We start from the raw sequence: 24,453 nt of genomic DNA, 5'->3' as shown, positions 1-24,453 counted from the left end.
CATCACACCTGCCGAACGGGTGAATCACTTTCCGTGACCGACTGTTAGGACCTCGCCCGTCGGCGGCGTCCTCCGCCACTCCGTACGGGTGCCGAAGCCCCGGCTTCCGCGCCGACCCCCGTACGGTCCGTGGAGACGACCAGTGCCGCGAGCGCGGTGGTCACCGGCACCGAGGCGACCAGCCCGATCGAGCCGACCAGTGTGCGCACGATCTCCTCCGCCACCAGCTCGCTGTTGGCCACCGTGCCCATGCTGCTCTGGGCGATCGAGAACAGCAGCAGCAGTGGAAGCGCGGCGCCCGCATAGGCGAGCACCAGGGTGTTGACCACGGACGCGATGTGGTCCCGTCCGATCCTGATCCCTGCCCGGTAGAGCTGCTTCGCGTTCATCGTGGGGTCCGCCTGGTGGAGTTCCCAGACCGCCGACGTCTGGGTGACCGTCACGTCGTCGAGCACTCCCAGCGAACCGATGATGACGCCGGCCAGAAGCAGACCGCTCATGTCGATGTGCGGATACAGGCCGTGGATGAGGCCGGTGCTGTCGTCGGTGTTCCCGCTCAGGCTCGCCCAGCCGATGAAGAGCGAGCCGAGGAGCCCGATCAGCAGCAGTGAGATCAGGGTGCCGATGACGGCGACCGAGGTGCGGGCGGTCAGCCCGTGGCAGATGTAGAGGGCGATCAGCATGATGGCACTGGCCCCGACGACCGCCACGAGCAGCGGATTCGAGCCCTGCAGGACGGCCGGGAGGATGAACAGGGTCAGCACGGCGAACGACAGGGCGAGCGCCACCAGTGCCATGACCCCGCGCAGTCGGCCCACGACGACCACCGCCACGGCGAAGATTCCCGCCAGCAGCGCCATCGGGAACTTCCGGTTCACATCCGTCACGGAGTACTGGAGGTCATGGGGCGCGTCGGGGGCGTACGCGACCACGACCCCCTGCCCCTCCCGCAGCTGTCGGGGTGCGTCGGGCTGGACCACCTCGATGAAGGTGCGCCCCTTGTCCTCGCCGCTCGTGACCTCGACCGTGGCCTTCTCGCAGAGTCCGGCCCCGTCGCCACCGGTGGCCGGGTCTCCCGTCGACGGCGTGGTCTCGCCGCTGGTGGGCAGTTGGGCCGCGTTCACGTCCTTGCAGTCGACCCTGTCGATGTTCACCACCCTGGCCTGCTGGGTCTGCCGGTCGAACCCGACACCGGTGCGCTCGTGCGCCGGCGCACCACCGGGCCAGAGCACCAGCAGACCGACAGCGACCGCGGCCGCGAACGGGATCAGCACGGCGGCGATCACCTTGCGCAGGTGCTTGGACACGGGGGCGGCGGGGCCGTGGCTGTGCGAGTGGGTGTGCTGATGGCCCGGCTGTTCGGGAACGGTACGAGGGGCTGTCACCGGCCGATCATCGCAAGAACAGGGCCCTCTGTTCAGCACACCCGCGAGGGCGTTAGCGTGGTGGCACCTTTGCACACGCGGGAGCTCGGAGCACCGGGCTGAGAGGGCGCTGATCTCCGTACGTCCGTACGGGACACGCTGCGCCGACCGCCGAACCTGTTACCGGGTAATGCCGGCGTAGGGAGTAGGTCTCATGACCACAGCGGACGCACGCACGCCTGCCTCCAATCAGAGCGACGAGGCCGGGAAGTCCATCGGCTGGCACAAGGGATACGTCCAGGGCGCGCGCCCGGACCTCCGGGTGCCGGTCCGTCAGGTGCACCTCACCAACGGCAAGGACGTGGCGCTGTACGACACGTCGGGGCCGTACACCGATCCCGCCATCGACACCGATGTCCGCCGCGGACTCGCACCTCTGCGGGAGAACTGGATCATCGCCCGGGGCGACACCGAGGAGTACGCCGGCCGGGCCGCGCGGCCCGAGGACGACGGGTTCAAGCACACCTCACCGCGGACGGGGTCTCCCCTGCCCGAGCGAAGCCGGGAGCTCGGGGAAGGACTGCGCAATCTGGACGCCGTCTTCCCCGGCCGTCCGCGCCGGCCGCGGCGCAGCCGGGACGGGCGCCCGGTGACCCAGCTCGGGTACGCCCGGCGGGGCGAGATCACCCCGGAGATGGAGTACGTGGCGATCCGGGAGAACGTCGAGCCCGAGGTGGTGCGCGAGGAGATCGCCGCGGGCCGGGCCGTGCTGCCGGCCAACGTCAACCACCCGGAGATCGAGCCGATGATCATCGGCAAGCGGTTCCTGGTGAAGGTGAACGCCAACATCGGCAACTCCGCGGTGACGTCCTCCATCGAGGAGGAGGTGGACAAGATGACCTGGGCGACCAAGTGGGGCGCCGACACGGTCATGGACCTTTCCACCGGCCGCAACATCCACACCACCCGTGAGTGGGTTCTGCGTAACTCCCCGGTGCCGATCGGCACCGTGCCCCTCTACCAGGCCCTCGAAAAGGTGGACGGCAGGGCGGAGGAGCTGACCTGGGAGATGTACAAGGACACCGTCATCGAGCAGGCCGAGCAGGGCGTCGACTACATGACGGTCCACGCCGGCGTGCGCCTGCCGTACGTTCCGCTGACGGCCCGCCGCAAGACCGGCATCGTCTCCCGGGGCGGCTCGATCATGGCCGCGTGGTGCCTCGCGCACCACAAGGAGTCGTTCCTGTACGAGCACTTCGAGGAGCTCTGCGAGATCCTCGCCTCGTACGACGTGACGTACTCGCTGGGCGACGGGCTGCGCCCCGGATCGATCGCGGACGCCAACGACGGGGCGCAGTTCGCCGAACTGCGCACGCTCGGCGAACTGAACACGGTGGCCAAGCGGTTCGGCGTCCAGACGATGATCGAGGGCCCGGGGCACGTCCCGATGCACAAGATCAAGGAGAACATCGACCTCCAGCAGGAGCTCTGCGAGGAGGCGCCGTTCTACACGCTCGGCCCGCTGACCACCGATGTCGCGCCGGCGTACGACCACATCACCTCGGGCATCGGGGCCGCGATGATCGCCTGGTGGGGAACGGCGATGCTCTGTTACGTGACGCCCAAGGAGCACCTCGGCCTGCCCAACCGGGACGATGTGAAGACCGGGGTCATCACCTACCGGATCGCGGCCCATGCGGCGGACCTCGCCAAGGGGCACCCGGGGGCGCAGGAGTGGGACGACGCGCTGTCGGACGCCCGGTTCGAGTTCCGGTGGGAGGACCAGTTCAACCTGGCGCTCGATCCGGACACGGCACGGGAGTTCCACGACGAGACGCTGCCGGCCGAGCCGGCGAAGACGGCGCACTTCTGCTCGATGTGCGGTCCGAAGTTCTGCTCGATGAAGATCTCGCACGACATCCGGCGTGAGCACGGCGGTTCGCAGTCGGAGATCGAGGCGGGTATGGCGGAGAAGTCCAAGGAGTTCGCGGCCGCGGGCAACCGGGTCTACCTGCCGGTCGCGGACTGAGGCACGGCGCGTCGTACCGGCGGGCGCGCGCCGGCCGGTACGACGCGCCGGCGTCCCCCGGACCCGTCAGTCCATCTCGTGTTCGGGGCCACCGAAGTCGGGACTGGAGAAGTCCGGGCTGGTGAAGGTCGGCCGGGGCGCGGCCGCCGGGCCGTCGTCCGGGCTGGAGAAGTCCGGCCTGCTGTAGCCGATCTTCGGTATGCGGTTGGCCGAGGGGTACGGGGTACGGGCGGCGGGGGCGGCGCCGGGGTCGGCGAGCGCGTCGCGCAGGAACGGCAGGATGCCCCGTTCCAGCAGTGCGTGCCGCCAGGCCTCCCGGGCGCGGGCCACGTCCTCCGGCAGTTCCTCGCCGGGGTCGTCGGCGGCCAGGGAGGTGGAGCCGTTCCGCAGGGCGGTGATGAGGAGGCCGATGGCGGCGATCAGGATGGCGGCCGCGGTGAGCGCCGCGAAGAACCAGCCCGCGCCGACCATGGTCCCCGCGAAGGACGGTGGCGGGCTCAGCATCTTCAGGACGTAGCCGACCAGCAGGAAGATCACCGCGGCCGTGCCGGCGAGCACCGGGGCCAGCACCGTGACGACGGCTCCTATGCCGGCGCCCAACTGGCTGGGATCGCCGGCTCCGGTTCCCCGGGCGGCGTCCTGGTCGGTGCCGGCGGCCGTGGCGCGCAGCTCCTCGCGGGCCTTCACGTAGTGCTCGTACTCGGTGGCCGCTGTGGCGGTGATGAGGGCGGTGGCGGCCATCGCCATGGTGCGCAGCTGGACCGGGTTGAGCTGTTCGCCGACTGCGGCCAGATCTGGTCGTTCATGGGCGTGACGCAGCGCGTCGTCGAGGATCCGCTCGTACTCGGGGCGGTCCTCGGTCAGCAGGTGCGGAGCGCTGTTCATGTGCATCCCCCGATGCTCCGTAGGGCCTGTATGCCCGATTCGACCGGGCAGTTGGGCGGAAACGGAGGAGAGCCTGCTACTGGTACGCCGATGGTAGAGCGCCCACGGCACAGGGTGACAGGGGGTTTCCGGAAATAGGCCCAGCGGTTGGCATGGTCAGGTCGTTCATGCGTCTTCCCCGAAGGCCGTCAGTCATGCAGGGGGAGTTGGACGACCAGTAGCTTTCCGGCCATGGTCACTCCGCCGTCCATGGCGATGGCGAGCCCGTCCGCGTACACGTGGGGGCCGTCGATCAGCGGGGTCGCGCTGTCCTCGCCGTCCTCGGAGCCGACCTCGCCGAGCAGGTACGGAATGGGGCTGTGGCCATGGACGACACGTCGGCCGCCGTAGGCCGCCATCAGCTGCTGGACGGCCTGCGGGCCCGACTCGTCGCGGAAGGCGAAGCGCTTGGTGAGCTTGCGGAAGAGGTCCCAGCACTCATCGGCGTCGTTCCGCGTCAGAATGGCGTGCACCGTGTCGTTGACGTCCTCGATGGTGGTTCCGTAGTCGAGGTAGGCCGTCGTGTCCGAGTGCATCAGCAGATGCCCGTCCTCCTCGACGACCGCGTCGAGCCGGGACATCCACTGGAGGTGGACGTCCTGGAGCCGCTCCATGTCGGTCTTCTGGCCGCCGTTGAGCAGCCAGGCGGCCTGGAAGGTGGCGGTGCCCGCGCCGGAGTTCACCGGGGTGTCGCCGAACCGCTTGGCGCCGAGGAGCAGCAGCTCGTGGTTGCCCATGAGGGCCTTGCAGTAGCCGCCCGCGGCCGCGGCCTCCGCGGACAGCCGCATCACGAGGTCGATGACGCCGATGCCGTCGGGGCCCCGGTCGGTGAAGTCGCCGAGGAACCAGATCCGCGCGTTGCCCGCGGACCAGTTGCCTTCGGCGTCGATCAGGCACTGTTCGGCGAGGGCGGCGTGGAGCTCGTCCAGATATCCGTGGACGTCACCGACCACGTACAGGGGGCCGAGCTCCGGATCCTGGGCGGGCCGCGGTTCGGGTACGGCCCGCACCTGGACGGTGTTGTCGCGGGTGATCACCGGAAGGTCGCGCTCGGTGGGGGTGTACCCCACCGGCGGCTCACCTTCCGGGAAGGCGTTCCCCGGGTGCGGAGCCGCAGGCGGCGCCGGGGACTGCGCATAGGGCGGTACGCGGAAGTCGCGCAACGTCGCCGTCCGCACCGCGGGTTCCTGACCGGCCCCCTGTGTCATCGACCCCTCCACCACCGTCGCGCCGCCGTACACCTGACGGGCCCTGCTGGTCGGGGCGGTCCGCGGTGTCGTCCGCCCATCATAGGAATGCGAATCGTGCTCTGTGACGCACCAGGGGTGGTCAATCCGAACGCACGCCGGGTTATCCGGTCGATTAGTCCCAATTGGTCTGATCAATCCCCTGCTGGAGAGCGCGGCGCGCTGACCGTGGTGCGGGGCGGACGGCGTTGCGAGGAGGTCCGGACGATGAGCTCCGTCGGTATCACCTGCTCCACCGGGCCGTCCTGGTCCACGCCTTCGATGGCGTCGATGAGCAGTTGGACGACCGCGGTGCCGATCCTGCGCGGTTTGAGCGAGAGCGTGGTGATGGGCGGCTCGGTCGTCGCGTAGACGGTGGATTCGCTGCAGCAGACCAGCAGCAGGTCCTCAGGGACGCGCAGACCGTACCGGCGGGCCGCCGCGAGCAGATCGGTGCCGTTGGGGTCGAAGAGCCCGTAGACGGCGTCAGGGCGGTCCGGACGCGCCAGCAGGCGGTCGGCGGCCACCGCGCCCGCACACGGGTCGTGGGCGGGGTAGGACTCGTACACGGGATCCTGGCCCACCCGCTCGCACCAGTGCAGGTACGCGGTGGTGGACAGCCGGGTGTACGTGTCGGTGGTGGTGCCGGTGAGCAGCCCGATGCGGCGGGCCCCGGCGGCGGCGAGGTGGTCGAGGAGATCGAGCACGGCGGCCCGGTGGTCGTTGTCGACCCAGGCGGTGACCGGGAGGGTCCCGGCCGGCCGGCCGTCGGAGACGACGGGCAGGCCTTGGCGGACGAGTTCGGTGACGACCGGGTCCTGGTCGGAGGGGTCGATGACGACGGTGCCGTCGAGGGCGACGTTCGACCAGACGTCGTGGCGTGAGGTGGCGGGCAGGATGACGAGGGCGTAGCCGCGGGCCAGCGCGGCGGACGTGGCGGCTCTGGCCATCTCGGCGAAATACGCGAATTCGGTGAAGGTGAAGGGTTCATCCCCGTAGGTCGTCACGGTCAGGCCGATCAGGCCGGACTTGCCGGTACGGAGCGTTCGGGCCGCGGCGGATGGGCGGTAGCCCAAGCGCTCGGCGACCTCGCGGACATGGCGACGGGTGGCGTCCGGGAGCCTGCCCTTGCCGTTGAGCGCGTCGGAGACGGTCGTGATGGAGACTCCGGCGGCGGCGGCCACATCCCGGATACCTGCTCGTCCCCGCCTGCCGCCGCGCCGGGGGGTCTCCGTCCGGCTCACCTGGTGCTTCCCTGCTGCTGTCATGGCGAGCCGATAGTAGGGCGCGCACGGGCAGTTGGTCTGACCGCATATGCACGCGTTGGCAGGCACGTTTCTGCATGGTCATCAGCGGTCAATAGCCTTGTTAACCAAGGGTGTTGTTGGGCAGGACCATCATGTGTCGGGTGTCGGACCGGATGGGCCTGCCGTGGGGGCGATGTCTCGAAGAGGTCTCAACTCACCTCTTCGAGGGACGCGCGCCACGGAGTGAGCCACCGGCGCGCGCCAGGGGGCGGAGCGCTCCCCCTCATTCCGGGGCCCACCGGACGAATCCTCTGTCCCGCCGTTCGCAGCGGCGCTCAATCCTCATATGGTGAGCAGTATTGATGTGTGCGGACGGTCGAGGAGGACCTGCGGTGAGCCAGACGAGCCCCAAGTTGCGCGCCGAGCTGGACGGCGTTCCCGCCTATGTGCCGGGCAAGCCGGCCGCCTCGGACGGACCGGTCGCCTTCAAGCTGTCCTCCAACGAGAATCCGTATCCGCCGCTGCCGGGGGTGATGGAGTCCGCGATGGCCGCGGCCGCGCACTTCAACCGCTACCCGGACATGGCCTGCACCGGCCTGATGAACGAGCTGTCCGACCGTTTCGGTGTGCCGGTCTCGCACCTGGCCACCGGCACCGGCTCGGTCGGTGTGGCGCAGCAGCTGCTTCAGGCCACCTCGGGACCGGGTGACGAGGTCATCTACGCGTGGCGCTCCTTCGAGGCGTACCCGATCATCACGCAGGTCAGCGGCGCGACGTCGGTGAAGGTGCCGCTGACCGACGGTGAGGTGCACGACCTGGACGCGATGGCGGACGCGATCACCGACCGGACCCGGATGATCTTCGTCTGCAATCCGAACAACCCCACCGGCACCGTGGTACGCAGGGCCGAGCTGGAGCGGTTCCTGGACCGGGTGCCGGGCGATGTGCTCGTGGTGCTGGACGAGGCGTACAAGGAGTTCATCCGCGACGCCGACGTGCCGGACGGCATCGAGATCTACCGGGACCGGCCCAATGTGGCGGTGCTGCGGACGTTCTCCAAGGCCTACGGTCTGGCCGGTCTGCGGGTCGGCTTCGCCGTGGCCCACGAGCCGGTGGCGGCCGCGCTGCGCAAGACCGCGGTGCCGTTCGGTGTCAGCCAGCTCGCCCAGGACGCGGCGGTGGCGTCGCTGCGCGCCGAGGACGAACTCCTGGGACGGGTGGGCTCCTTGGTGTGCGAGCGGCAGCGGGTGCAGGAGACGCTGGTGCGGCAGGGGTGGACGGTGCCGGAGTCCCACGCGAACTTCGTCTGGCTGCGGCTGGGGGACCGTACCGCCGACTTCGCCGCGGTCTGCGAGAAGGCCGGCGTGGTGGTCAGGCCGTTCGCGGGCGAGGGTGTGCGGGTCACGATCGGCGAGGACGAGGCCAATGACCTGTTCCTGAAGGTGACGGAGTCGTACCGCAAGGAGCTGTGAAGGGGTGGGCGCGGCCGGCGGGCGGCAGGTCGTTCAGGTCGGCGCGGGTCGGAGGCGGCCCGCGTTCGGTGGCCGCGCGACCTGGACAGCCACCGCGGCCGGTCAGGTCCTCGCGGCCGTCATTCCCGATGCCCGTCGGCCGGTGCCTGTAGCAGCCTGTTCAGTTCGTCTGCGGCCCCGTCGTACCCGGCGTCGGCGATCCGTTGGAGCTCGCGCAGATCACGGGCCGAAGCCGCGCGTCGAGTGAGCAGAAGCCCGGCGCGCGTGGATCCCTCGTCCAGCAGCTCGCTCAGCTCCCCGACCTCGCCGGCCGCGTCGGCGAGGTCGGCCAGCCGGTCCAGGGCGGTCTCGTTGCCCTGGTCGGCCAGCTCGCGCAGGGTGTCCCGATCGATGTTCGTGTTCGCCATGACGCCATCGTGCGACCCTGCCCCAGGGGAAGGGTCAAGTGGGACGATGGCCGGGTGATCACCATCGGGCAGCTGGCGAGGTACGTCGGGGTGTCGGTCAAGACCATTCGCGTCTACCACGACAAGGGCCTGCTCCCCGAGCCCGGCCGCGATGCGTCCGGCTATCGGCGGTACGGTGCGCGCGACGCCATCGAGCTGATCAAGGTCCGGACACTCGCCGAAGCCGGCGTCCCCCTGGCCCGTATCCGTCAGCTGAGATCGGCGACCGACGAGGAGTTCCGGCAGGCGCTGCGCGAGATCGACGGCGAGCTCACCGATCGCATCCGTGGCCTGCGGGCGACGCAGGGACGCCTGGGCCGGCTCGCTGCCGGAAGTCTGGCCCCGCTCCCCGCCGAGGTCCGTGCCCATCTGGAGCACCTGGCCGGCTGGGGGTTCACCCCTCGCTGGGTGGACCTGCAACGCGACCTGTGGATCCTCGTGTTCGCCGCCCACCCGCACCAGGCGACGCGCCTGTTCCAGGACCAGGCCGAGAGCCTGGCCGACCCGGCACTGCGGCAGCTCTTCCTCCACTACGACCACGCGCACGGCCTCGATGCCGGCGACCCCCGCATCGACGACCTCGCCCGCAGGATCGCCGAGGCGACCCGGGAACGCTACGGCCCCGACGAACCGCCCGAGCTGGACGCGGCCTCCGACATCCCCGCCCTCGTCCAGAGCACGGTCAACGCCTCGTCGCCGGCGTGGCAGCGACTCGACACGCTCATCCGCGCACGACTGCGTGCGTGACTCGACGCTCCGGCCCTCCCACGTGCCTCGTCCCGGGGCCGGAGCGGTGTCTGCTTCGGGGGAAATGATCAGTACGTCCCCGGAGAGGTACCCCGGCCGAGAGTTCGATTCAGGGGTGGGCCATAATTGCTTGTGAATGTGAACGCGTTCACAAGCGTGTCCTGCTTCCTCCCATGATCAGTCGGATTTAAGGGACAAAATGCCGGTGCAACTACGGCGACGTAAGGAGAAGACGACGTGGAGCTAGCTCTGGCGCCGGAGACCCTGGCGCGATGGCAGTTCGGAACGACCACCGTCTACCACTTCCTCTTCGTTCCCCTGACGATCTCGCTCGCCGCGCTCACCGCGGGCCTGCAGACCGCCTGGGTGCGGACGAACAACGAGAAGTACCTCAGGGCCACCAAGTTCTGGGGAAAGCTCTTCCTGATCAACATCGCCATGGGCGTCGTCACCGGCATCGTCCAGGAGTTCCAGTTCGGCATGAACTGGTCGGACTACTCGCGGTTCGTCGGAGACATCTTCGGTGCCCCACTCGCGTTCGAGGCGCTGATCGCGTTCTTCTTCGAGTCCACCTTCATCGGGCTGTGGATCTTCGGCTGGGACAAGCTGCCGAAGAAGATCCACCTAGCCTGCATCTGGATGGTCTCGATCGGCACCATCCTCTCCGCGTACTTCATCCTGGCGGCCAACTCCTGGATGCAGCACCCGGTCGGCTACCGCATCAACAAGGAACGCGGACGCGCGGAGCTCACCGACTTCTGGCACGTGCTCACCCAGAACACCGCGCTGGCGCAGTTCTTCCACACCATCACGGCGGCCTTCCTGGTCGGTGGGGCGTTCATGGTCGGCATCGCCGCCTTCCACCTGGCCCGCAAGAAGCACATCCCGGTGATGCGGACCTCGCTCCGCCTGGGGCTGATCACCGTGGTGGTCGCCGGTCTGCTCACGGCCGTCAGCGGTGACCAGCTCGGCAAGGTGATGTTCAAGCAGCAGCCGATGAAGATGGCCGCGGCCGAGGCGCTGTGGGACGGGCAGCACTCCGCGCCCTTCTCGATCTTCGCGTACGGGGATGTCAGCAAGGGGCACAACTCCGTCGAGATCTCGATCCCCGGAATACTGTCCTTCCTCGCCGACGACAACTTCGACTCGTACGTCCCCGGCATCAACGACATCAACAAGGCCGAGCAGGAGAAGTACGGGCCCGGCGACTACCGGCCCAACATCCCGGTCGCCTTCTGGAGCTTCCGGTGGATGATCGGCTTCGGGATGGCGTCCTTCGCCCTCGGGATCCTGGGACTGTGGCTGACCCGGAAGAAGTTCATGCTCCCACCGGGGATGCGGACCGGTGAGGACGAAGTGCCGCACCTGGTCCTGTTCAAGAACAAGGCGCTGAGCCCGAAGCTCGCCAGGTGCTACTGGATCGTCGCCCTGTGGACCCTGCTCTTCCCGCTGATCGCCAACTCCTGGGGCTGGATCTTCACCGAGATGGGCCGTCAGCCCTGGGTCGTCTACGGGGTGCTCCAGACCCGCAACGCGGTCTCCCCCGGCGTCTCGCAGGGCGAGGTGCTCACCTCGCTGATCCTCTTCACGCTGCTCTACGCGGCGCTGGCCGTGGTCGAGGTCAAGCTGCTCGTGAAGTACATCAAGGCCGGGCCTCCGGAGCTCACGGACGACGACCTCAACCCGCCCACCAGGATCGGCGGCGACGATGACGACGCCGACCGGCCCATGGCCTTCTCCTACTGAGAGCGCAGGAGCCGAGAGATGGAACTCCACGACGTCTGGTTCGTGCTCATCGCCGTCCTCTGGATCGGCTACTTCTTCCTGGAGGGATTCGACTTCGGGATCGGTGTGCTCACCAAGCTGCTGGCCCGCGACCGCAAGGAACGACGGGTCCTGATCAATACGATCGGGCCCGTCTGGGACGGCAACGAGGTCTGGCTGCTCAGCGCCGGCGGAGCGACCTTCGCCGCGTTCCCCGAGTGGTACGCCACGCTGTTCTCCGGCTTCTACCTCCCGCTGCTGATCATCCTGCTCTGCCTGATCGTGCGCGGTGTCGCCTTCGAGTACCGGGCGAAGCGGCCCGAGGACAAGTGGCAGACCAACTGGGAGAACGCGATCTTCTGGACCTCGCTGATCCCGGCGCTGCTCTGGGGTGTGGCCTTCGGGAACATCGTGCGCGGCGTGAAGATCGACGCCGACATGGAGTACGTGGGCAACTTCTGGGACCTGCTCAATCCGTACTCGATCCTCGGCGGGCTGGTCACGCTCTCGCTCTTCACCTTCCACGGAACGGTGTTCGCGGGGCTCAAGACGGTCGGGGACATCCGGGCCAGGGCACGCCGACTGGCGCTGAAGCTGGGCGGGGTCACCGCGGTGCTGGCACTGGGCTTCCTGATCTGGACCCAGGCCGACAACGGTGACAGCTGGAGCCTGATCGCGATGATCATCGCTGTGGTGTCCCTGGTCGGGGCGATCGGCGCCGTCGCGGCGGGGCGCGAGGGCTGGTCCTTCGCCTTCTCCGGTGTGACCATCACGGCCGCGGTCGCGATGCTCTTCCTCACGCTCTTCCCGAACGTCATGCCGTCCTCGCTGAACGATGCCTGGAGCCTCACGGTCACCAACGCCTCGTCCACCCCGTACACGCTGAAGATCATGACCTGGTGCGCGGGGATCGCCACTCCCGTGGTGCTGCTGTACCAGGGCTGGACCTACTGGGTGTTCCGCAAGCGCATCGGTACCCACCACATCGCCGACGCGCACTGAACGCAGTGGCGACCTGGTGCGCGACAGAGCGGATCAGGTCGTACGTGCCCTGACCGAGCCGAGCCCCCTGGGGTGTTTCACGTGAAACCGATCGACCCGCGCCTGCTCCGCCACGCCCGCGCCACCCGCCTCTTCCTGGTCGCTGTGGTGGTACTCGGACTGGCCGGGGCGGCGCTGGTCATCGCCCAGGCCATGCTCGTCGCCGAAGTGGTGGTGGGCGGTTTCGAGGACGGGCTCACCGGATCGGGGCTGCGCACCCCGCTCATCCTTCTCGCCGCGGTCGCGCTCGGCCGGGCCCTGGTCTCCTGGCTCACCGAGCTGGCCGCCTACCGGGCGGGCGCGGCCGTCAAGTCGGAACTGCGCGGACGGCTGCTCGACCGGGCGGCGGCGCTGGGTCCGGAATGGCTGAGCGGGCAGCGCACCGGTTCGCTGGTGACCCTCGCCACCCGGGGGATCGACGCGCTCGACGACTACTTCGCGCGCTATCTGCCGCAGCTCGGGCTCGCGGTGGTGGTGCCGGTGGCGGTGCTCGCCAGGGTGGTTACGGAGGACTGGATCTCGGCGGCGATCATCGTCGTCACCCTGCCCCTCATCCCGCTCTTCATGATTCTGATCGGCTGGGCGACCCAGTCGCGGATGGACCGTCAGTGGCGGCTGCTCTCGCGCCTCTCCGGGCACTTCCTCGACGTGGTCGCCGGGCTGCCGACCCTGAAGGTCTTCGGCCGGGCCAAGGCCCAGGCCGAGTCCATCCGGACCATCACCTCGCAGTACCGGCTGGCGACCGTGCGCACGCTGCGGATCGCCTTCCTGTCGTCCTTCGCCCTGGAGCTGCTGGCGACGCTCTCGGTGGCCCTCGTCGCCGTCACCATCGGCATGCGGCTGGTGCACGGGGAGCTCGACCTCTACACCGGCCTGGTGGTGCTGATCCTCGCGCCGGAGGCCTATCTGCCGCTCCGGCAGGTGGGGGCGCAGTACCACGCCGCCGCCGAGGGCCTCTCGGCCGCGGAGGAGATCTTCTCGGTCCTGGAGACCGAGCCGCGGGCGGGCGGTACGCAGGACGTCCCGAAGTCGCTGCGGCTGGAGCTGGAGGGTGTGACCGTCCGGCACGCGGGGCGCACCGAACCCTCGCTCGCCGACGCCTCGCTGGTGGTGGACGAGGGGGAGACCGTCGCCCTGGTCGGCCCGAGTGGCGTCGGCAAGTCCACCCTGCTCAACGTGGTGCTGGGATTCGCCGCTCCCGACGAGGGACGGGTACGGGTCGGCGGCACCGATCTGGCGGACCTCTCCCCCGAACGCTGGCGCGAACGGATCGCCTGGGTCCCGCAGCGCCCGCATCTCTTCGCCGGCACGATCGCGGAGAACGTACGGCTGGCCCGGCCGGAGGCGGACGACAGCGCGGTGGAGGCCGCGCTGCGCGACGCCGGGGCGTACGACTTCGTGACGGACCTGCCGGACGGCGCCGCGACCCTCCTCGGCGAGGACGGGGCGGGCCTCTCCGCCGGACAGCGGCAGCGCCTCGCGCTCGCCCGCGCGTTTCTCGCCGACCGGCCGGTGCTGCTGCTCGACGAGCCGACCGCGAGCCTGGACGGCGAGACGGAAGCGGGCATCGTCGAGGCGGTACGCAGACTGGCGGCCGGCCGGACCGTGCTGCTGGTCGTGCACCGGCCGGCGCTCCTGTCGGTCGCGGACCGGGTGGTGCGGCTGGAGCCGGGCGCGACGGCCGGACCGGCCGATGCGGCGGGGACCCCCGTGCGGGCCGTGGTGCCGCGCCCGGCGGGCGCACCCGACGACCTCACCGGCAACGCGGCGGTGCGGGAACCCGAGGTGCTGCGGGACACCGCGGCCCGGACCGGGCACGTGCTGGCCCGGGTCAGGGAGGCCGCCGGGGCACAGCGCGGCCGGCTCGCGCTCGCCCTGCTGCTGGGCAGCCTCGCGCTGGGCTCCGCGGTCGGTCTCATGGCCGTCTCCGGCTGGCTGATCTCCCGCGCCTCCGAACAGCCCCCGGTGCTCTACCTGATGGTCGCGGTGACGGCGACCCGCGCCTTCGGCATCGGGCGGGCGGTCTTCCGCTACGCCGAACGCCTCGTCTCGCACGACGCGGTTCTCCGGATGCTCGCCGAGCTGCGCGTCGCCGTCTACCGGGGCCTGGAGCGCATCGCGCCCGCGGGTCTGCGCCGGACCCGGCGCGGGGATCTGCTCTCGCGGCTGGTCGCCGATGTGGACGCCCTGCAGGACTACTGGCTGCGGTGGTTGCTGCCCGCCGGGACAGCGGTCGTCGTGGGAGCGGCAGCCGCCGGATTCACCGGCTGGCTGCTGCCGGAAGCGGGTGCCGTACTCGCCGCCGGACTGCTGCTGGCCGGGGTCGGGGTCCCGCTCGTCAGCGGCGCCTGCGCCCGGCACGCCGAGCGGCGCCTCGCGCCCGCCCGCGCCGATCTGGCGACCCGCATCACCGACCTGCTCGGCGGGACCGCCGAACTGACCGTCGCCGGAGCCCTGCCGGGCCGCTCGGCCAGGACCCGGGAGGCCGACGGTGTCCTGACCCGGATCGCCTCCCGGGCCGCGACCGCCACCGCGCTCGGCGGCGGACTCACCGCCCTGATCGCCGGCCTCACCGTGGTCGCCGCCGCACTCGTCGCGCTTCCCGCGGTGGCCGACGGACGCCTGGCCGGCGTGGAACTCGCCGTCGTCGTCCTCACCCCGCTGGCCGCCTTCGAGGCCGTCACCGGCCTCCCGCTCGCCGTGCAGTACCGGCAGCGGGTCAGGCGGAGCGCGGAGCGGGTGTACGAGGTGCTGGACGCCCCGGTGCCGGTGCGCGAACCCGCCACCCCGGCCGAGGCTCCCGCGTCGCCCTTCCCGCTGGAGGTACGGGGGCTGTCGGCCCGGTACGCGGGGGCGCGGCACGACGCCCTGGACTCCGTGGACCTCACGCTGGAGGCCGGCCGGCGCATCGCGGTCGTGGGCCCGTCGGGTTCCGGGAAGACCACGCTCGCCCAGGTCCTGCTCCGCTTCCTGGACGCGCGGGCGGGGACGTACCGGATCGGCGGTGTGGAGGCGTCCGCGCTGGACGGGGACACGGTCCGGCGGTTCGTCGGGCTGTGCGCCCAGGACGCCCACATCTTCGACAGTTCCATCCGGGAGAACCTGCGTCTCGCCCGTACCGGCGCGACCGACGCGGAACTGCGCGACGCCCTCGCGCAGGCCCGGCTGCTCGACTGGGCCGAGGCACTGCCGGAGGGGCTGGACACCCTCGTCGGTGAACACGGCGCCCGCCTCTCCGGAGGCCAGCGCCAGCGGCTCGCACTGGCGCGGGCGCTGCTGGCGGACTTCCCCGTGCTCGTTCTGGACGAACCGGCCGAGCACCTCGATCTGCCGACCGCCGACGCCCTGACCGCGGACCTGCTCGCGGCCACCCGGGGACGTACGACGGTACTGATCACCCACCGGCTCGAAGGCCTGGACGCGGTCGACGAGGTGGTCGTCCTGGACGCGGGCGCGGTGGTGCAGCGGGGTCCGTACGCGGCACTCGTGGCGGTGGACGGTCCGCTGAGCCGGATGCTGGCGCGCGAGCGCGAGACCGTACGGGAGCCGGGCGAGTACCTGGACGCACGGGTCTGAGACACCACGGGCCCGAGGCGCGCCGGTCGGGGGTGCCCGGGTCCGAGGCGTCCAGGCCCGGGAGTGTCCGAACCGACTCTCGACTTTCCCCAACAAAAGGGACTAACTACTCTCTGGGTATGTCAGAGCAGGGCCCGAAGCACCCGCACCCGAAGCACTCGAAGGACTCGTCGCACCCGAAGGACTCGCTCGAAGCCGCGACGGAGGCCACCCGCAGCCTGCAGGGCCTGTCCACCGAACTCACCGCCCGCGTACCGCAGCTGCTCGAAGCCATGCGCTCCGTCGGCACCGGGCTCGAACTGCACACCACCCTCGACCGGATCTGCGAGACGGCGGCCGAACTGGCCCACGCCCGCTACGCGGCCATCGGCGTCGTGGACGAGGAGGGCAAAGGGCTCTCGGACTTCGTCACCTACGGGGTCCCTGAGTCGGTGGCGAACGAGATCGGCCACCGGCCCGACGGCCACCGGGGTCTGCTCGGCGCCCTGATTCACGACCCCCGGCCCGTACGGCTCACCGATCTGACGGCCGATCCGCGGTGCGCCGGATTCCCGCCGGGCCATCCCCCGATGCGGACCTTCCTCGGCGTACCGATCCGGGTGCAGGGCGAGATCTTCGGCAACCTCTATCTGGCCGAGAAGGACGGAGGGGGCGAGTTCACCGACTACGACCTGCACATGGTGCGGGTGCTGGCCACCGAGGCGGGCATCGCCATCGGCAATGCCCGGCTGTACGAGGCCGCCCGGCAGCGCGAGCGGTGGATCGACGGCTCGGTCGCCGTGACCACCGCCCTGCTCTCCGGCGGGGACGCCGACGACGCGCTCGCGGTCGTCGCCGAACAGGCCCGCCATCTCGCCGCCTCCGACGCCGGGATCGTGCTGCTGCCGGCCGAGGAAGGGGGCCTGGAGATCGTCGCCGTGTCCGCGGAGGAGCCGGTCGCGGCGCTCGGGGTGATCATCCCGGCGCAGAGCCCGATCGTGGCGACCCTGCTGAGCGGCGAGGCCGTCTTCGTGGACGACTCGGCCACCGACCCCCGCGTGACCACCAGGCTGGCGGACCGGTTCGGGCCGAGCATGCTGCTCCCGCTGCACAGCGGGGGCCGGGTGCTCGGCGCGCTCGCCACCCCGCGGGCCAGGGGCGGCCGGCCGTTCACCGAGACGGAGCGGACCCTCGCCGCCCAGTTCGCCTCGCAGGCCGCGCTCGCGCTGATGATGGCCGAGGCACAGCGGGACCGGGAACGGCTCGCGGTCTACGAAGACCGCGACCGGATCGCCCGGGACCTGCACGACCTGGTCATTCAGCGGCTGTTCGCCACCGGGATGATGCTGGAGAGCGCTCAGCGCCGGTCGGCCGTGCCGGAGGTGCAGACCGGCGTGGGCCGGGCGGTCGACGAGCTGGACGTGACCATCCAGGAGATCCGTACCGCGATCTTCGCGTTGCAGCAGGAGCCGGCCGAGGCGCCGTCCGGGCTGCGCACGCGGGTGCTGCGCGAGATCAACATGGCGGCGGTCCCACTGGGCTTCAAACCGTCACACCGCTTCCTCGGCCCGGTCGACTCCGGGGTCGGCGAGCTGACCGGCAAGAACCTGATCGCGGCGCTGCGTGAGGCGCTGTCGAACGCCTTCCGGCACGCCGTGGCGTCCCGGATCGACGTGGTCGTGGACGCGACCGCCACGCTTCCCGACGGGCGGGACGCGGTACGGCTCACGGTCGCCGACGACGGTGTGGGCATCCCGCCGGGCGGCAGGCGCAGCGGGCTCCGGAACCTGGCCCGCCGGGCGGAGTCGCTCGGCGGGGCCAGCTGGTTCGGACCCGGCCTCGGGGAGGACGGCGGCGGCACGACGGTGGTGTGGCAGGCACCGCTCTGACACCGCGCGGGTCACGCCGCCCGCAGCGGCTTCGCGAGGCGGCGTCGGTGTTCGGTCGGCCCGGCGCCGCTCAGCGCTGGGTGCGGGACAGGGCCTGCTCGGCGATGAGCCGCTCGATGACGACCGCGACGCCGTCCTCGTTGTTGGTGGCCGTACGGCCGGTGGCCGCCGCCACGGCGGCCGGGTGGGCGTTGCCCATCGCGTACGAGGCGCCGGCCCAGCTCAGCATCTCCACGTCGTTGGGCATGTCCCCGAACGCGACGACCTCGGCGGGGGAGATGCCGCGCTCGGCGCAGCAGAGTTCCAGTGTGCTGGCCTTGGAGACGCCCGGTCCGCTGACCTCCAGGAGGGCGGTCGGGCTGGACCGGGTGAAGGAGGCCCGGTCGCCCGCGGCGGTACGGGCCAGGGCGAGGAAGTCGTCCGGGGTCAGCTCGCCGTGGTGGGCGAGGAGCTTCAGCACGGGTGCGCCGGTGCCCGGTGTCTCCTCGTGGAGCAGCTTCTCGGCGGCGGCCACGGTGGCGCCGGGATCGAGGTGGAAGGGCGGGTAGTCCGACTCGTAGTGGATACCGGTGGCCAGTTCGACGGCGAAGGAGGTGCCGGGGGCGGCCGCGCGCAGGGTGTGCACGACGTCGAGGGCGGCCTCCCGTTCCAGGGCGCGGACCTTCAGCAGCCTGCCGCCGTCGTGCAGGTCGGCGACGGCGGCGCCGTTGGCGCAGATAGCCAGGCCGTGGCCGTGGACGTGGTCGCTGACGACATCCATCCATCGGGCGGGCCGGCCGGTGACGAAGAAGACCTCGATCCCGGCCTCCTCGGCGGCGGCGAGCGCCGCGACCGTGCGGTCCGAGACGGTCTTGTCGTCGCGCAGGAGGGTGCCGTCCAGGTCGGTGGCGATCAGCCGGGGAGCGGCAGGAAGAGGGGAATCGGTAGCTGAGGTCACCGCCCCATTCTCGCGTACCCGGGTGCACGGGCGTGCGTAGGGGCGCACATCTGAGTACGCACGCGTGCTGAGCAGGGGAACATCCCTCTGGCATATGCCAGAAGGTTGGAGTTCTGCCGAAGCCTTCCGCGTACCTGGCACTCCGCGCACCTGACGCCCCCGGATGGGCCGGTGACCCGCAGGAGCCGCCGACGCCGGAACTGATCGGCGCGGTCACCTGGTGTGGTGACCGCGCCGGCACCAGCACCCGGCGTCGGCCGTCACTGGCGGGCCACGACCTCAGCGGACTGACTGCCGGAGCCGCCCCGTGCCCTTACAGCGCGTCCGTCAGCGGTGTGTCAGCGGTGCGTCCGTCAACGGAGCTGGCCGAGCGCCTCGGTCGCGATCTTCTCGAAGGCCCCCTGGTCGGTCGCGAAGTCCGAGTCCGGGATGGGCCAGTGGAGCACGAGCTCGGTGAAGCCGAGGTCGCGGTGGCGGCCGGCGAAGTCGACGAACGCGTCGACCGACTCCAGCGGACGGTTGCGGTCCGGGGTGAAGCCCATGAGCAGGATCTTGTCCAGCGGCGTGGCGTCCCGGCCGATCGCGGCGCAGGCCGCACCGAGTCGCTCGATCTGGCCACGCAGCGCGGCCACCGACTGCTCCGGAGTCCCCTCCTCGAACAGCTTCGGGTCCCCGGTCGTCACCCAGGCCTGCCCGTACCGGGCGGCCAGCTTCAGCCCGCGCGGTCCGGTGGCTGCCACCGCGAAGGGCAGCCGAGGCCGCTGCACACAGCCCGGGATGTTCCGCGCCTCGACCGCCGAGTAGAAGGTCCCCTCCTGCGTCACCGCGTCCTCGGTGAGCAGCCGGTCGAGCAGCGGTACGAACTCGCCGAAGCGGTCCGCGCGCTCACGCGGCGTCCACGCCTCCTGCCCCAGCGCCGTCGCGTCGAAGCCGTTGCCGCCCGCCCCGATGCCCAGGGTGATCCGCCCGTCGGAGATGTCGTCGAGAGAGATCAGTTCCTTGGCGAGTGTCACGGGGTGGCGGAAGTTCGGGGAGGTGACGAGGGTGCCCAGGCGGAGGCGCTCAGTCACTGTGGCGGCGGCCGTGAGGGTGGGCAGGGCGCCGAACCAAGGGCCGTCGCGGAAGGTGCGCCAGGAGAGATGGTCGTAGGTGTACGCGGCGTGGAACCCGAGCTCCTCGGCTCGCTGCCACTTCGCGCGACCCCCCTCGTGCCATCGGTCTACGGGGAGGATCACGGTGCTCAGGCGCAGGCTCATGCCCCGAGCCTACGTGTCACCTTTCCGCCGACCGGGCAGGCCGCATGGGTGCCGTGGCCGACTGCACGGTGCGCGCCGGACAGGGGATGCGCTCCCTGGTCAGCCGGGCAGGCGCAGGAACTCCGGGGGCACCGCGGCCGTGAGCCAGACCCCGTTGGCGCTGACGCAGAAGGTGTGGCCGGCCAGGTGCATCGCGGCGGTGTCCACGGTCAGCACGACGGGCTTGCCGCGTCGGGCCCCGACACGGGTCGCCGTCTCACGGTCCGGCGAGAGGTGGACATGGGTGCGGTTCATCGGCCGCAGGCCCTCGCTCCGGATCGCGTCCAGGAACCGGCCGACCGTACCGTGATAGAGGTACGCGGGCGGCTCGGCCGGTGGCAGGTCCAGGTCCACTTCCACGGTGTGCCCCTGGCTGGCCCGGATGCGGCCGCCCTCGACGGCGAAGCGCTGCTTGTCGTTGGAGGCGACGACGTGGTCGAGCTCGGCGCGGGTGAGCGGGAAGCGGTGGTGTGCCGTGGCCCGGAGCAGCTCGTCGATGGCCACCCAGCCGTGTGCGTCGAGCTGCAGGCCGATCCGTTCGGGCTGATGCCGCAGGTGCTTCGAGAGGTACTTCGACACCTTGACGGTGCGTCTTTCATCCATCCGTCCAGAGTGCCCGCGGAGCGGTCTCCGGCGCATCCGGATTCTCTCGGGATGCACAGCAGCAATTCTTGTCCACAGGTTTGATCCACAGCCAACTAGGGTTATCCACAGGTAATTTGACGATTCTGTGGACAAGTGGCCTGCGATTTAGCCTATTTGGTCAATTTGCTGCATCTTGGCATGAGATGAGGCAAGAGTATCCAATGTTCTTGCTTGTACTTCACGTTCAGTGGCCGCAGTGACGAACGCGGCAGCGTGCTCCTGGCCAACCAGACGCTCCACGGCCGTGATTGTCGAGGGCGGCAGGGCCACCGGCACCGGCGTATGCGCCACGCGAGCCGAGGTGAAGGGCTCCTCAGCGGTGAGATGCTGCTCCAGATGACGCGTCGCGAACGTCCGCATCGCACGCGCCAGTTCGGCGTCCACCGTCTGCTGGGCGAGCGGACGGAGCCTGCGCACCATCGAGGCGGCCTCGGCCGCGTCCGCGTCCGTCGGCGGCCGATGGCCGAGATAGCGGGCGAAAACATGCTCCGTGGTGAACTCCAGGAAACGGGACGCTATCTGCTCGACCTGACCCCGAAGCTCCCTCAGATGCCCGGAGATCGCGCTGAGCGGCACACCCGCCGCATACAACTCCACCGCGACCGCCAGCTCTTGGGGACTCGGGACCAGGAACTCGTCTTCGCGTCCGGGGATTGGTTCGAGCACGCCGAGGTCCACCGCCTCGGCGACGGCCCGGTCGTCGGAGGTGCCGCCGAACCTCACCTCCAGCTCGGCCCGGGTGATCCGGTCCGCCCGCTCGTCGGTCCACGGCCCGTGCACCTCGGCGACGAGCCCGAGCACCCCGCCGAGCCCGCGGCCCGTGTCCCACGCCTCCAGCAACTCCTTGATGCTGGCCAGGGTGTAACCGCGGTCGAGCAGATCGGCGATCTGCCGCAGCCGGGTGAGATGGGTGTCCCGGTACACATTGGCCCGGCCCCGGCGCTCCGGGGTCGGCAGCAGCCCGCGGTCCTGGTAGGCGCGGATCGTGCGGACCGTGGCCCCGCTGGCATGCGCCAGGTCCTCGATCCGGTACTCCGCGCCCGTCCGCCCGGCAGGCGACGGCCCCGCCCCGCTCACAGCGGCGGCTTCAGCCGGGCGATGCCGCGCAGCGCCCCGGGGCTGACCCGGGACAGGAACCGGGCGGCATGGGACTCCGGCGTCACCGGGACGACGGCCTGGTTGCGGACCACCGCTCGCAGGATCGCCTCTGCGACCTTCTCCGGCGGGTAGTTGCGCACCCCGTACAGCTTGCTCGTCCGTTTCCGCAGCCGCCGCTCCTCCGCCGCGTCGGTCCCGGCGAAATGCGTGGTCGCGGTGATGTTCGTGTTGACGATGCCGGGACAGACCGCGCTGACCCCGATCGACTTCTCCGCGAGCTCGGCGCGCAGGCATTCGCTGAGCATCAGCACGGCGGCCTTCGACGTGCTGTACGCCGGAAGCGCCCGCGACGGCTGATACGCCGCAGCGGAGGCGGTGTTGACGATGTGGCCGCCCTGCCCCCGCTCGGCCATCTGCTTGCCGAAGAGCCGGCAGCCGTGGATGACACCCCAGAGGTTGACGTCGAGGACGTGCTTCCAGTCCTCTGTGGTCGTCTCCAGGAACGAGCCGGACAGCCCGATCCCCGCGTTGTTCACCAGCACGTCGACGATCCCGTACTCGGCGGCGACCTTCTCGGCGAGCTTCTCCATGGCCTGCTCGTCGCTGACGTCGACCGTCTCCGCCCAGGCGGCCGGGGCGCCTATCAGCCGGGCCAGCTCCGCCGTTCGGGCCGCACCGTCCGCATCCCGGTCCACGGCCACCACCCGGGCGCCCGCCTCCGCGAAGGCGAAGGCGGTGGCCCGGCCGATACCGCCGGCCGCGCCCGTCACCAGGACGAGCTGTCCGCCGAACCGGTCCGCGTACGCACCCTTCGGCGCGGTGTCCCGCACCGGGACGCCGCCCCGTAGAGCCTCCTCGTTGACGGCGGCGAACTCATTGATCCAGGAGGCCAGCTGGTCGGGCCTGGTGCGCGGTACCCAGTGCTTGGCCGGCAGCGAGCGGCGGGTCAACTGCGGCACCCATGACTCGAGGTCGTCGTAGAGCTGCTGCGACAGGAAGACGTCGCCGGTCGGCGTGATCAGCTGGACCGGCACATGCGCGTAGGCATCGGTGCGGGGCCTGCGCAGCCGGGACCGGACGTTGTCGCGGTAGAGCCAGGCCCCGTGCGCCGCGTCGTCGGGCAGGGACGCCGTCGGGTAGTCGCCCGGCGGCACCTTCTCCAGCCGCTCCAGGATGCCGGGCCACCGCTTGCCGAGCGGACCGCGCCATGCCAGCTCCGGCAGGACCGGCGTATGCAACATGTACACGTACCAGGACTTGGCGCCCTGGCCCAGCAGCTGGCCCACCCGGCGCGGAGTGGGCCGGGCCATCCGCTGCTTGATCCAGTGCCCGAAGTGGTCCAGAGAGGGGCCGGACATCGAGGTGAAGGAGGCGATCCGGCCCTCCGTGCGGCTGACCGTCGCGAACTCCCAGGCCTGGACCGAGCCCCAGTCGTGCCCGACCACATGGACCGGCCGGTCCGGGCTCACCGTGTCGACGACGGCCAGGAAGTCGTCGGTCAGCTTCTCCAGGGTGAAGCCGCCGCGCAGCGGGACGGGCGCCGTCGAACCGCCGTGACCGCGTACGTCGTACAGCACGACGTGCCACTGTTCGGCCAGCTGCCGGGCGACCTGCGTCCAGACCTCCTTGCTGTCCGGGTAGCCGTGCACGAGCACGATCGTCGGACGCGTCTCCTCGCCCAGCTCGACGACGCACAGCTCGATACCGCCCGTGGCCACCCGGCGCTCGCGCGCCCCCGGCAGATCCCGCAGACTCATGCCGCCACCCTCTCCTCGGCCCAGCGCCGCACATGCGGCAGATCCTCGTCCAGCCAGAAGGCGCTCTGCTCGGGGTCCCGTGAGTCGGTGACGACCAGGATCTCCTCGAACTTCGCGCCGGTACCCCGGAATCCGAGATGGGGTTCGACCGCCCACAGGCCCGGCTGCGGAGGATGGTCGGAGAAGCGGTACGGACTCCAGAGCGGCGACCAGCCGTCCCGGTGCCCGTGCACCGCGTCACTCAGCAGCCCCTTGAGCGACTGGGTGCCGAACCCGAACACGTGCGGCGACCAACGGCGTTCGGCCACGCGGTCGACCTTGTGGGCGATGACGCCGAAGGGATACGCGCGGTGCCGGTTGGCGTAGCCCTGCCTGATCATCAGGCGCTCCACGTCCTCGTATATCTCGCGCAGCGGGCGCCGCTCGCGCACCTCGCGCAGGATCAGCTCGCGGTGGACCTCCAGATCGGCGAGCAGCCTGTCGTGCAGGGGGTTCAGCCCCAGGCAGCCCGAGTAGCCGATGTCCGCGGTGAATCCCCTGTACACCGGGGCCATGTCGAGGATGAACGGCATCCCCGGCTCCAGCTTCCGGTCGGTCGGGAAGAACTGCAGCGGCACCTTGAAACCGGCGAACGCCGTGCGGTCCCCGAACCAGGCGAAGGGAAGGTGGAACCAGTCCCGCACCCCGCGCCGACGCAGCCACTCGCGCTGCATCCGGGCCGCGTCCCGCTCGGTCACCCCCGGCCTCAGACGGGCGGCGACCGCTTCCGCGCAGGCGTACGCGAGACGCTGCACGTCTCTGAACCCCCGCAGATCCGAGGCCCGTTCGTCGTTCACTCGCGAGGCCATGCCACCGTCCGTTCCCTGCCGTGTGCGGTACGTGCCCGTAACGTGACACTGATGAATGTGACAATGTCCGGCGGCTACGTCAAGAGGTGCGCCGGACCTGTGGACAACTCCGCGCGAGCACCCGGCACGACGACCGGAACCAGGGGCGGACCAGGGGACCGGCCTCCTC

The 24,453-nt window shown here is 70.6% G+C and carries 18 protein-coding genes and 1 riboswitch; of the genes, 7 read left to right on the top strand and 11 right to left on the bottom strand.

Annotated elements, in window-relative coordinates; all coding sequences use genetic code 11:
* Window positions 1-44: 44 nt before the first annotated feature.
* A complete protein-coding gene (locus ACIQM0_RS29725; RefSeq protein ID WP_401292443.1) occupies window positions 45-1,385 on the bottom strand; it encodes a YibE/F family protein in 1,341 nt (446 codons plus the stop codon).
* A 67-nt stretch (window positions 1,386-1,452) separates the two neighbouring features.
* Window positions 1,453-1,586, top strand: a riboswitch (TPP riboswitch).
* Between ACIQM0_RS29725 and thiC the strand changes: the two genes are divergently transcribed.
* The gene (gene thiC, locus ACIQM0_RS29720) at window positions 1,579-3,393 is read left to right on the top strand and encodes a phosphomethylpyrimidine synthase ThiC (RefSeq protein WP_401292441.1); all 1,815 of its coding nucleotides are present in this window, start codon (window positions 1,579-1,581) and stop codon (window positions 3,391-3,393) included. Its footprint overlaps the riboswitch before it by 8 nt.
* 66 nt (window positions 3,394-3,459) lie before the next feature.
* Here thiC and ACIQM0_RS29715 read toward each other — a convergent pair whose 3' ends face one another.
* From ACIQM0_RS29715 to ACIQM0_RS29705, 3 genes are all read right to left on the bottom strand, one after another.
* Window positions 3,460-4,284 (bottom strand): hypothetical protein, encoded by an 825-nt coding sequence (locus tag ACIQM0_RS29715; RefSeq protein ID WP_401292439.1) that lies wholly within the window; start codon window positions 4,282-4,284, stop codon window positions 3,460-3,462.
* A gap of 182 nt (window positions 4,285-4,466) precedes the next feature.
* On the bottom strand, window positions 4,467-5,525 hold the full coding sequence (locus tag ACIQM0_RS29710) for a metallophosphoesterase (RefSeq protein ID WP_401292438.1): 1,059 nt from the start codon (window positions 5,523-5,525) through the stop codon (window positions 4,467-4,469).
* Between the two features lie 173 nt (window positions 5,526-5,698).
* Complete coding sequence (locus ACIQM0_RS29705) at window positions 5,699-6,811, bottom strand: LacI family DNA-binding transcriptional regulator (RefSeq protein ID WP_078617615.1); 1,113 nt, start codon at window positions 6,809-6,811, stop codon at window positions 5,699-5,701.
* 371 nt (window positions 6,812-7,182) lie between these two features.
* On the opposite strand from ACIQM0_RS29705, the gene hisC reads away from it, so the two are divergent.
* Complete coding sequence (gene hisC / locus ACIQM0_RS29700; protein WP_401292437.1) at window positions 7,183-8,262, top strand: histidinol-phosphate transaminase; 1,080 nt, start codon at window positions 7,183-7,185, stop codon at window positions 8,260-8,262.
* A gap of 119 nt (window positions 8,263-8,381) precedes the next feature.
* On the opposite strand, the gene ACIQM0_RS29695 is transcribed toward hisC, so the two are convergent.
* A complete protein-coding gene (locus ACIQM0_RS29695) occupies window positions 8,382-8,669 on the bottom strand; it encodes a hypothetical protein (protein ID WP_401292435.1) in 288 nt (95 codons plus the stop codon).
* Window positions 8,670-8,723: 54 nt separating this feature from the next.
* Here ACIQM0_RS29695 and ACIQM0_RS29690 point away from each other — a divergent pair, with 54 nt between their 5' ends.
* The 5 genes from ACIQM0_RS29690 (at window position 8,724) to ACIQM0_RS29670 (ending at window position 17,704) form a co-directional block, all read left to right on the top strand.
* Window positions 8,724-9,455 carry a MerR family DNA-binding transcriptional regulator gene (locus ACIQM0_RS29690; RefSeq protein WP_401292433.1) on the top strand — a complete coding sequence of 244 codons (732 nt, stop codon included), beginning with the start codon at window positions 8,724-8,726 and terminating at the stop codon, window positions 9,453-9,455.
* 237 nt (window positions 9,456-9,692) lie between these two features.
* A complete protein-coding gene (locus ACIQM0_RS29685) occupies window positions 9,693-11,201 on the top strand; it encodes a cytochrome ubiquinol oxidase subunit I (protein ID WP_401292430.1) in 1,509 nt (502 codons plus the stop codon).
* 18 nt (window positions 11,202-11,219) lie between these two features.
* On the top strand, window positions 11,220-12,221 hold the full coding sequence (gene cydB, locus ACIQM0_RS29680) for a cytochrome d ubiquinol oxidase subunit II (protein WP_401292428.1): 1,002 nt from the start codon (window positions 11,220-11,222) through the stop codon (window positions 12,219-12,221).
* An 81-nt stretch (window positions 12,222-12,302) separates the two neighbouring features.
* Window positions 12,303-15,836: a thiol reductant ABC exporter subunit CydD gene (cydD, locus tag ACIQM0_RS29675; protein ID WP_401292426.1), complete on the top strand. Its 3,534-nt coding sequence runs from the start codon at window positions 12,303-12,305 to the stop codon at window positions 15,834-15,836.
* Between the two features lie 119 nt (window positions 15,837-15,955).
* Window positions 15,956-17,704: a GAF domain-containing sensor histidine kinase gene (locus tag ACIQM0_RS29670; protein ID WP_401292423.1), complete on the top strand. Its 1,749-nt coding sequence runs from the start codon at window positions 15,956-15,958 to the stop codon at window positions 17,702-17,704.
* A 70-nt stretch (window positions 17,705-17,774) separates the two neighbouring features.
* On the opposite strand, the gene ACIQM0_RS29665 is transcribed toward ACIQM0_RS29670, so the two are convergent.
* The 6 genes from ACIQM0_RS29665 to ACIQM0_RS29640 all read right to left on the bottom strand — a co-directional run bounded on the left by ACIQM0_RS29665 (window position 17,775) and on the right by ACIQM0_RS29640 (window position 24,284).
* Complete coding sequence (locus ACIQM0_RS29665) at window positions 17,775-18,641, bottom strand: Cof-type HAD-IIB family hydrolase (protein ID WP_401292420.1); 867 nt, start codon at window positions 18,639-18,641, stop codon at window positions 17,775-17,777.
* A gap of 353 nt (window positions 18,642-18,994) precedes the next feature.
* Window positions 18,995-19,897, bottom strand: a complete 903-nt coding sequence (locus tag ACIQM0_RS29660) for an LLM class flavin-dependent oxidoreductase (RefSeq protein ID WP_401292418.1) — start codon at window positions 19,895-19,897, stop codon at window positions 18,995-18,997.
* A 99-nt stretch (window positions 19,898-19,996) separates the two neighbouring features.
* The gene (locus ACIQM0_RS29655; protein ID WP_401292415.1) at window positions 19,997-20,539 is read right to left on the bottom strand and encodes an RNA 2'-phosphotransferase; all 543 of its coding nucleotides are present in this window, start codon (window positions 20,537-20,539) and stop codon (window positions 19,997-19,999) included.
* Between the two features lie 147 nt (window positions 20,540-20,686).
* Window positions 20,687-21,658, bottom strand: coding sequence for a MerR family transcriptional regulator (locus ACIQM0_RS29650; protein WP_401292412.1), 972 nt, complete (start codon window positions 21,656-21,658; stop codon window positions 20,687-20,689).
* Entirely contained in the window at window positions 21,655-23,436 is a 1,782-nt protein-coding gene (locus ACIQM0_RS29645; protein WP_401292409.1) for an SDR family oxidoreductase, read from the bottom strand. Before ACIQM0_RS29645 ends, ACIQM0_RS29650 begins: the two co-directional genes overlap by 4 nt.
* The gene (locus ACIQM0_RS29640; RefSeq protein WP_401292406.1) at window positions 23,433-24,284 is read right to left on the bottom strand and encodes a M24 family metallopeptidase; all 852 of its coding nucleotides are present in this window, start codon (window positions 24,282-24,284) and stop codon (window positions 23,433-23,435) included. The genes ACIQM0_RS29645 and ACIQM0_RS29640 overlap by 4 nt, the downstream gene beginning before the upstream one ends.
* Between the last annotated feature and the right edge of the window lie 169 nt (window positions 24,285-24,453).

The sequence above is a fragment of the Streptomyces sp. NPDC091387 genome, assembly GCF_044756945.1.
In the GTDB taxonomy this organism is placed as follows: domain Bacteria; phylum Actinomycetota; class Actinomycetes; order Streptomycetales; family Streptomycetaceae; genus Streptomyces.
This window is presented reverse-complemented; position numbering and strand designations above follow the sequence as displayed.

Excerpts from the sequence above, each read along its gene's own strand:
- ACIQM0_RS29660 (WP_401292418.1), bottom strand. The coding sequence starts at position 19,897 with ATGAGCCTGCGCCTGAGCACCGTGATCCTCCCCGTAGACCGATGGCAC.
- thiC (WP_401292441.1), top strand. The coding sequence starts at position 1,579 with ATGACCACAGCGGACGCACGCACGCCTGCCTCCAATCAGAGCGACGAG.
- ACIQM0_RS29710 (WP_401292438.1), bottom strand. The coding sequence starts at position 5,525 with ATGACACAGGGGGCCGGTCAGGAACCCGCGGTGCGGACGGCGACGTTG.
- ACIQM0_RS29645 (WP_401292409.1), bottom strand. The coding sequence starts at position 23,436 with ATGAGTCTGCGGGATCTGCCGGGGGCGCGCGAGCGCCGGGTGGCCACG.
- ACIQM0_RS29670 (WP_401292423.1), top strand. The coding sequence starts at position 15,956 with ATGTCAGAGCAGGGCCCGAAGCACCCGCACCCGAAGCACTCGAAGGAC.
- ACIQM0_RS29640 (WP_401292406.1), bottom strand. The coding sequence starts at position 24,284 with ATGGCCTCGCGAGTGAACGACGAACGGGCCTCGGATCTGCGGGGGTTC.
- ACIQM0_RS29655 (WP_401292415.1), bottom strand. The coding sequence starts at position 20,539 with ATGGATGAAAGACGCACCGTCAAGGTGTCGAAGTACCTCTCGAAGCAC.
- ACIQM0_RS29695 (WP_401292435.1), bottom strand. The coding sequence starts at position 8,669 with ATGGCGAACACGAACATCGATCGGGACACCCTGCGCGAGCTGGCCGAC.
- ACIQM0_RS29705 (WP_078617615.1), bottom strand. The coding sequence starts at position 6,811 with ATGACAGCAGCAGGGAAGCACCAGGTGAGCCGGACGGAGACCCCCCGG.
- cydB (WP_401292428.1), top strand. The coding sequence starts at position 11,220 with ATGGAACTCCACGACGTCTGGTTCGTGCTCATCGCCGTCCTCTGGATC.
- ACIQM0_RS29715 (WP_401292439.1), bottom strand. The coding sequence starts at position 4,284 with ATGCACATGAACAGCGCTCCGCACCTGCTGACCGAGGACCGCCCCGAG.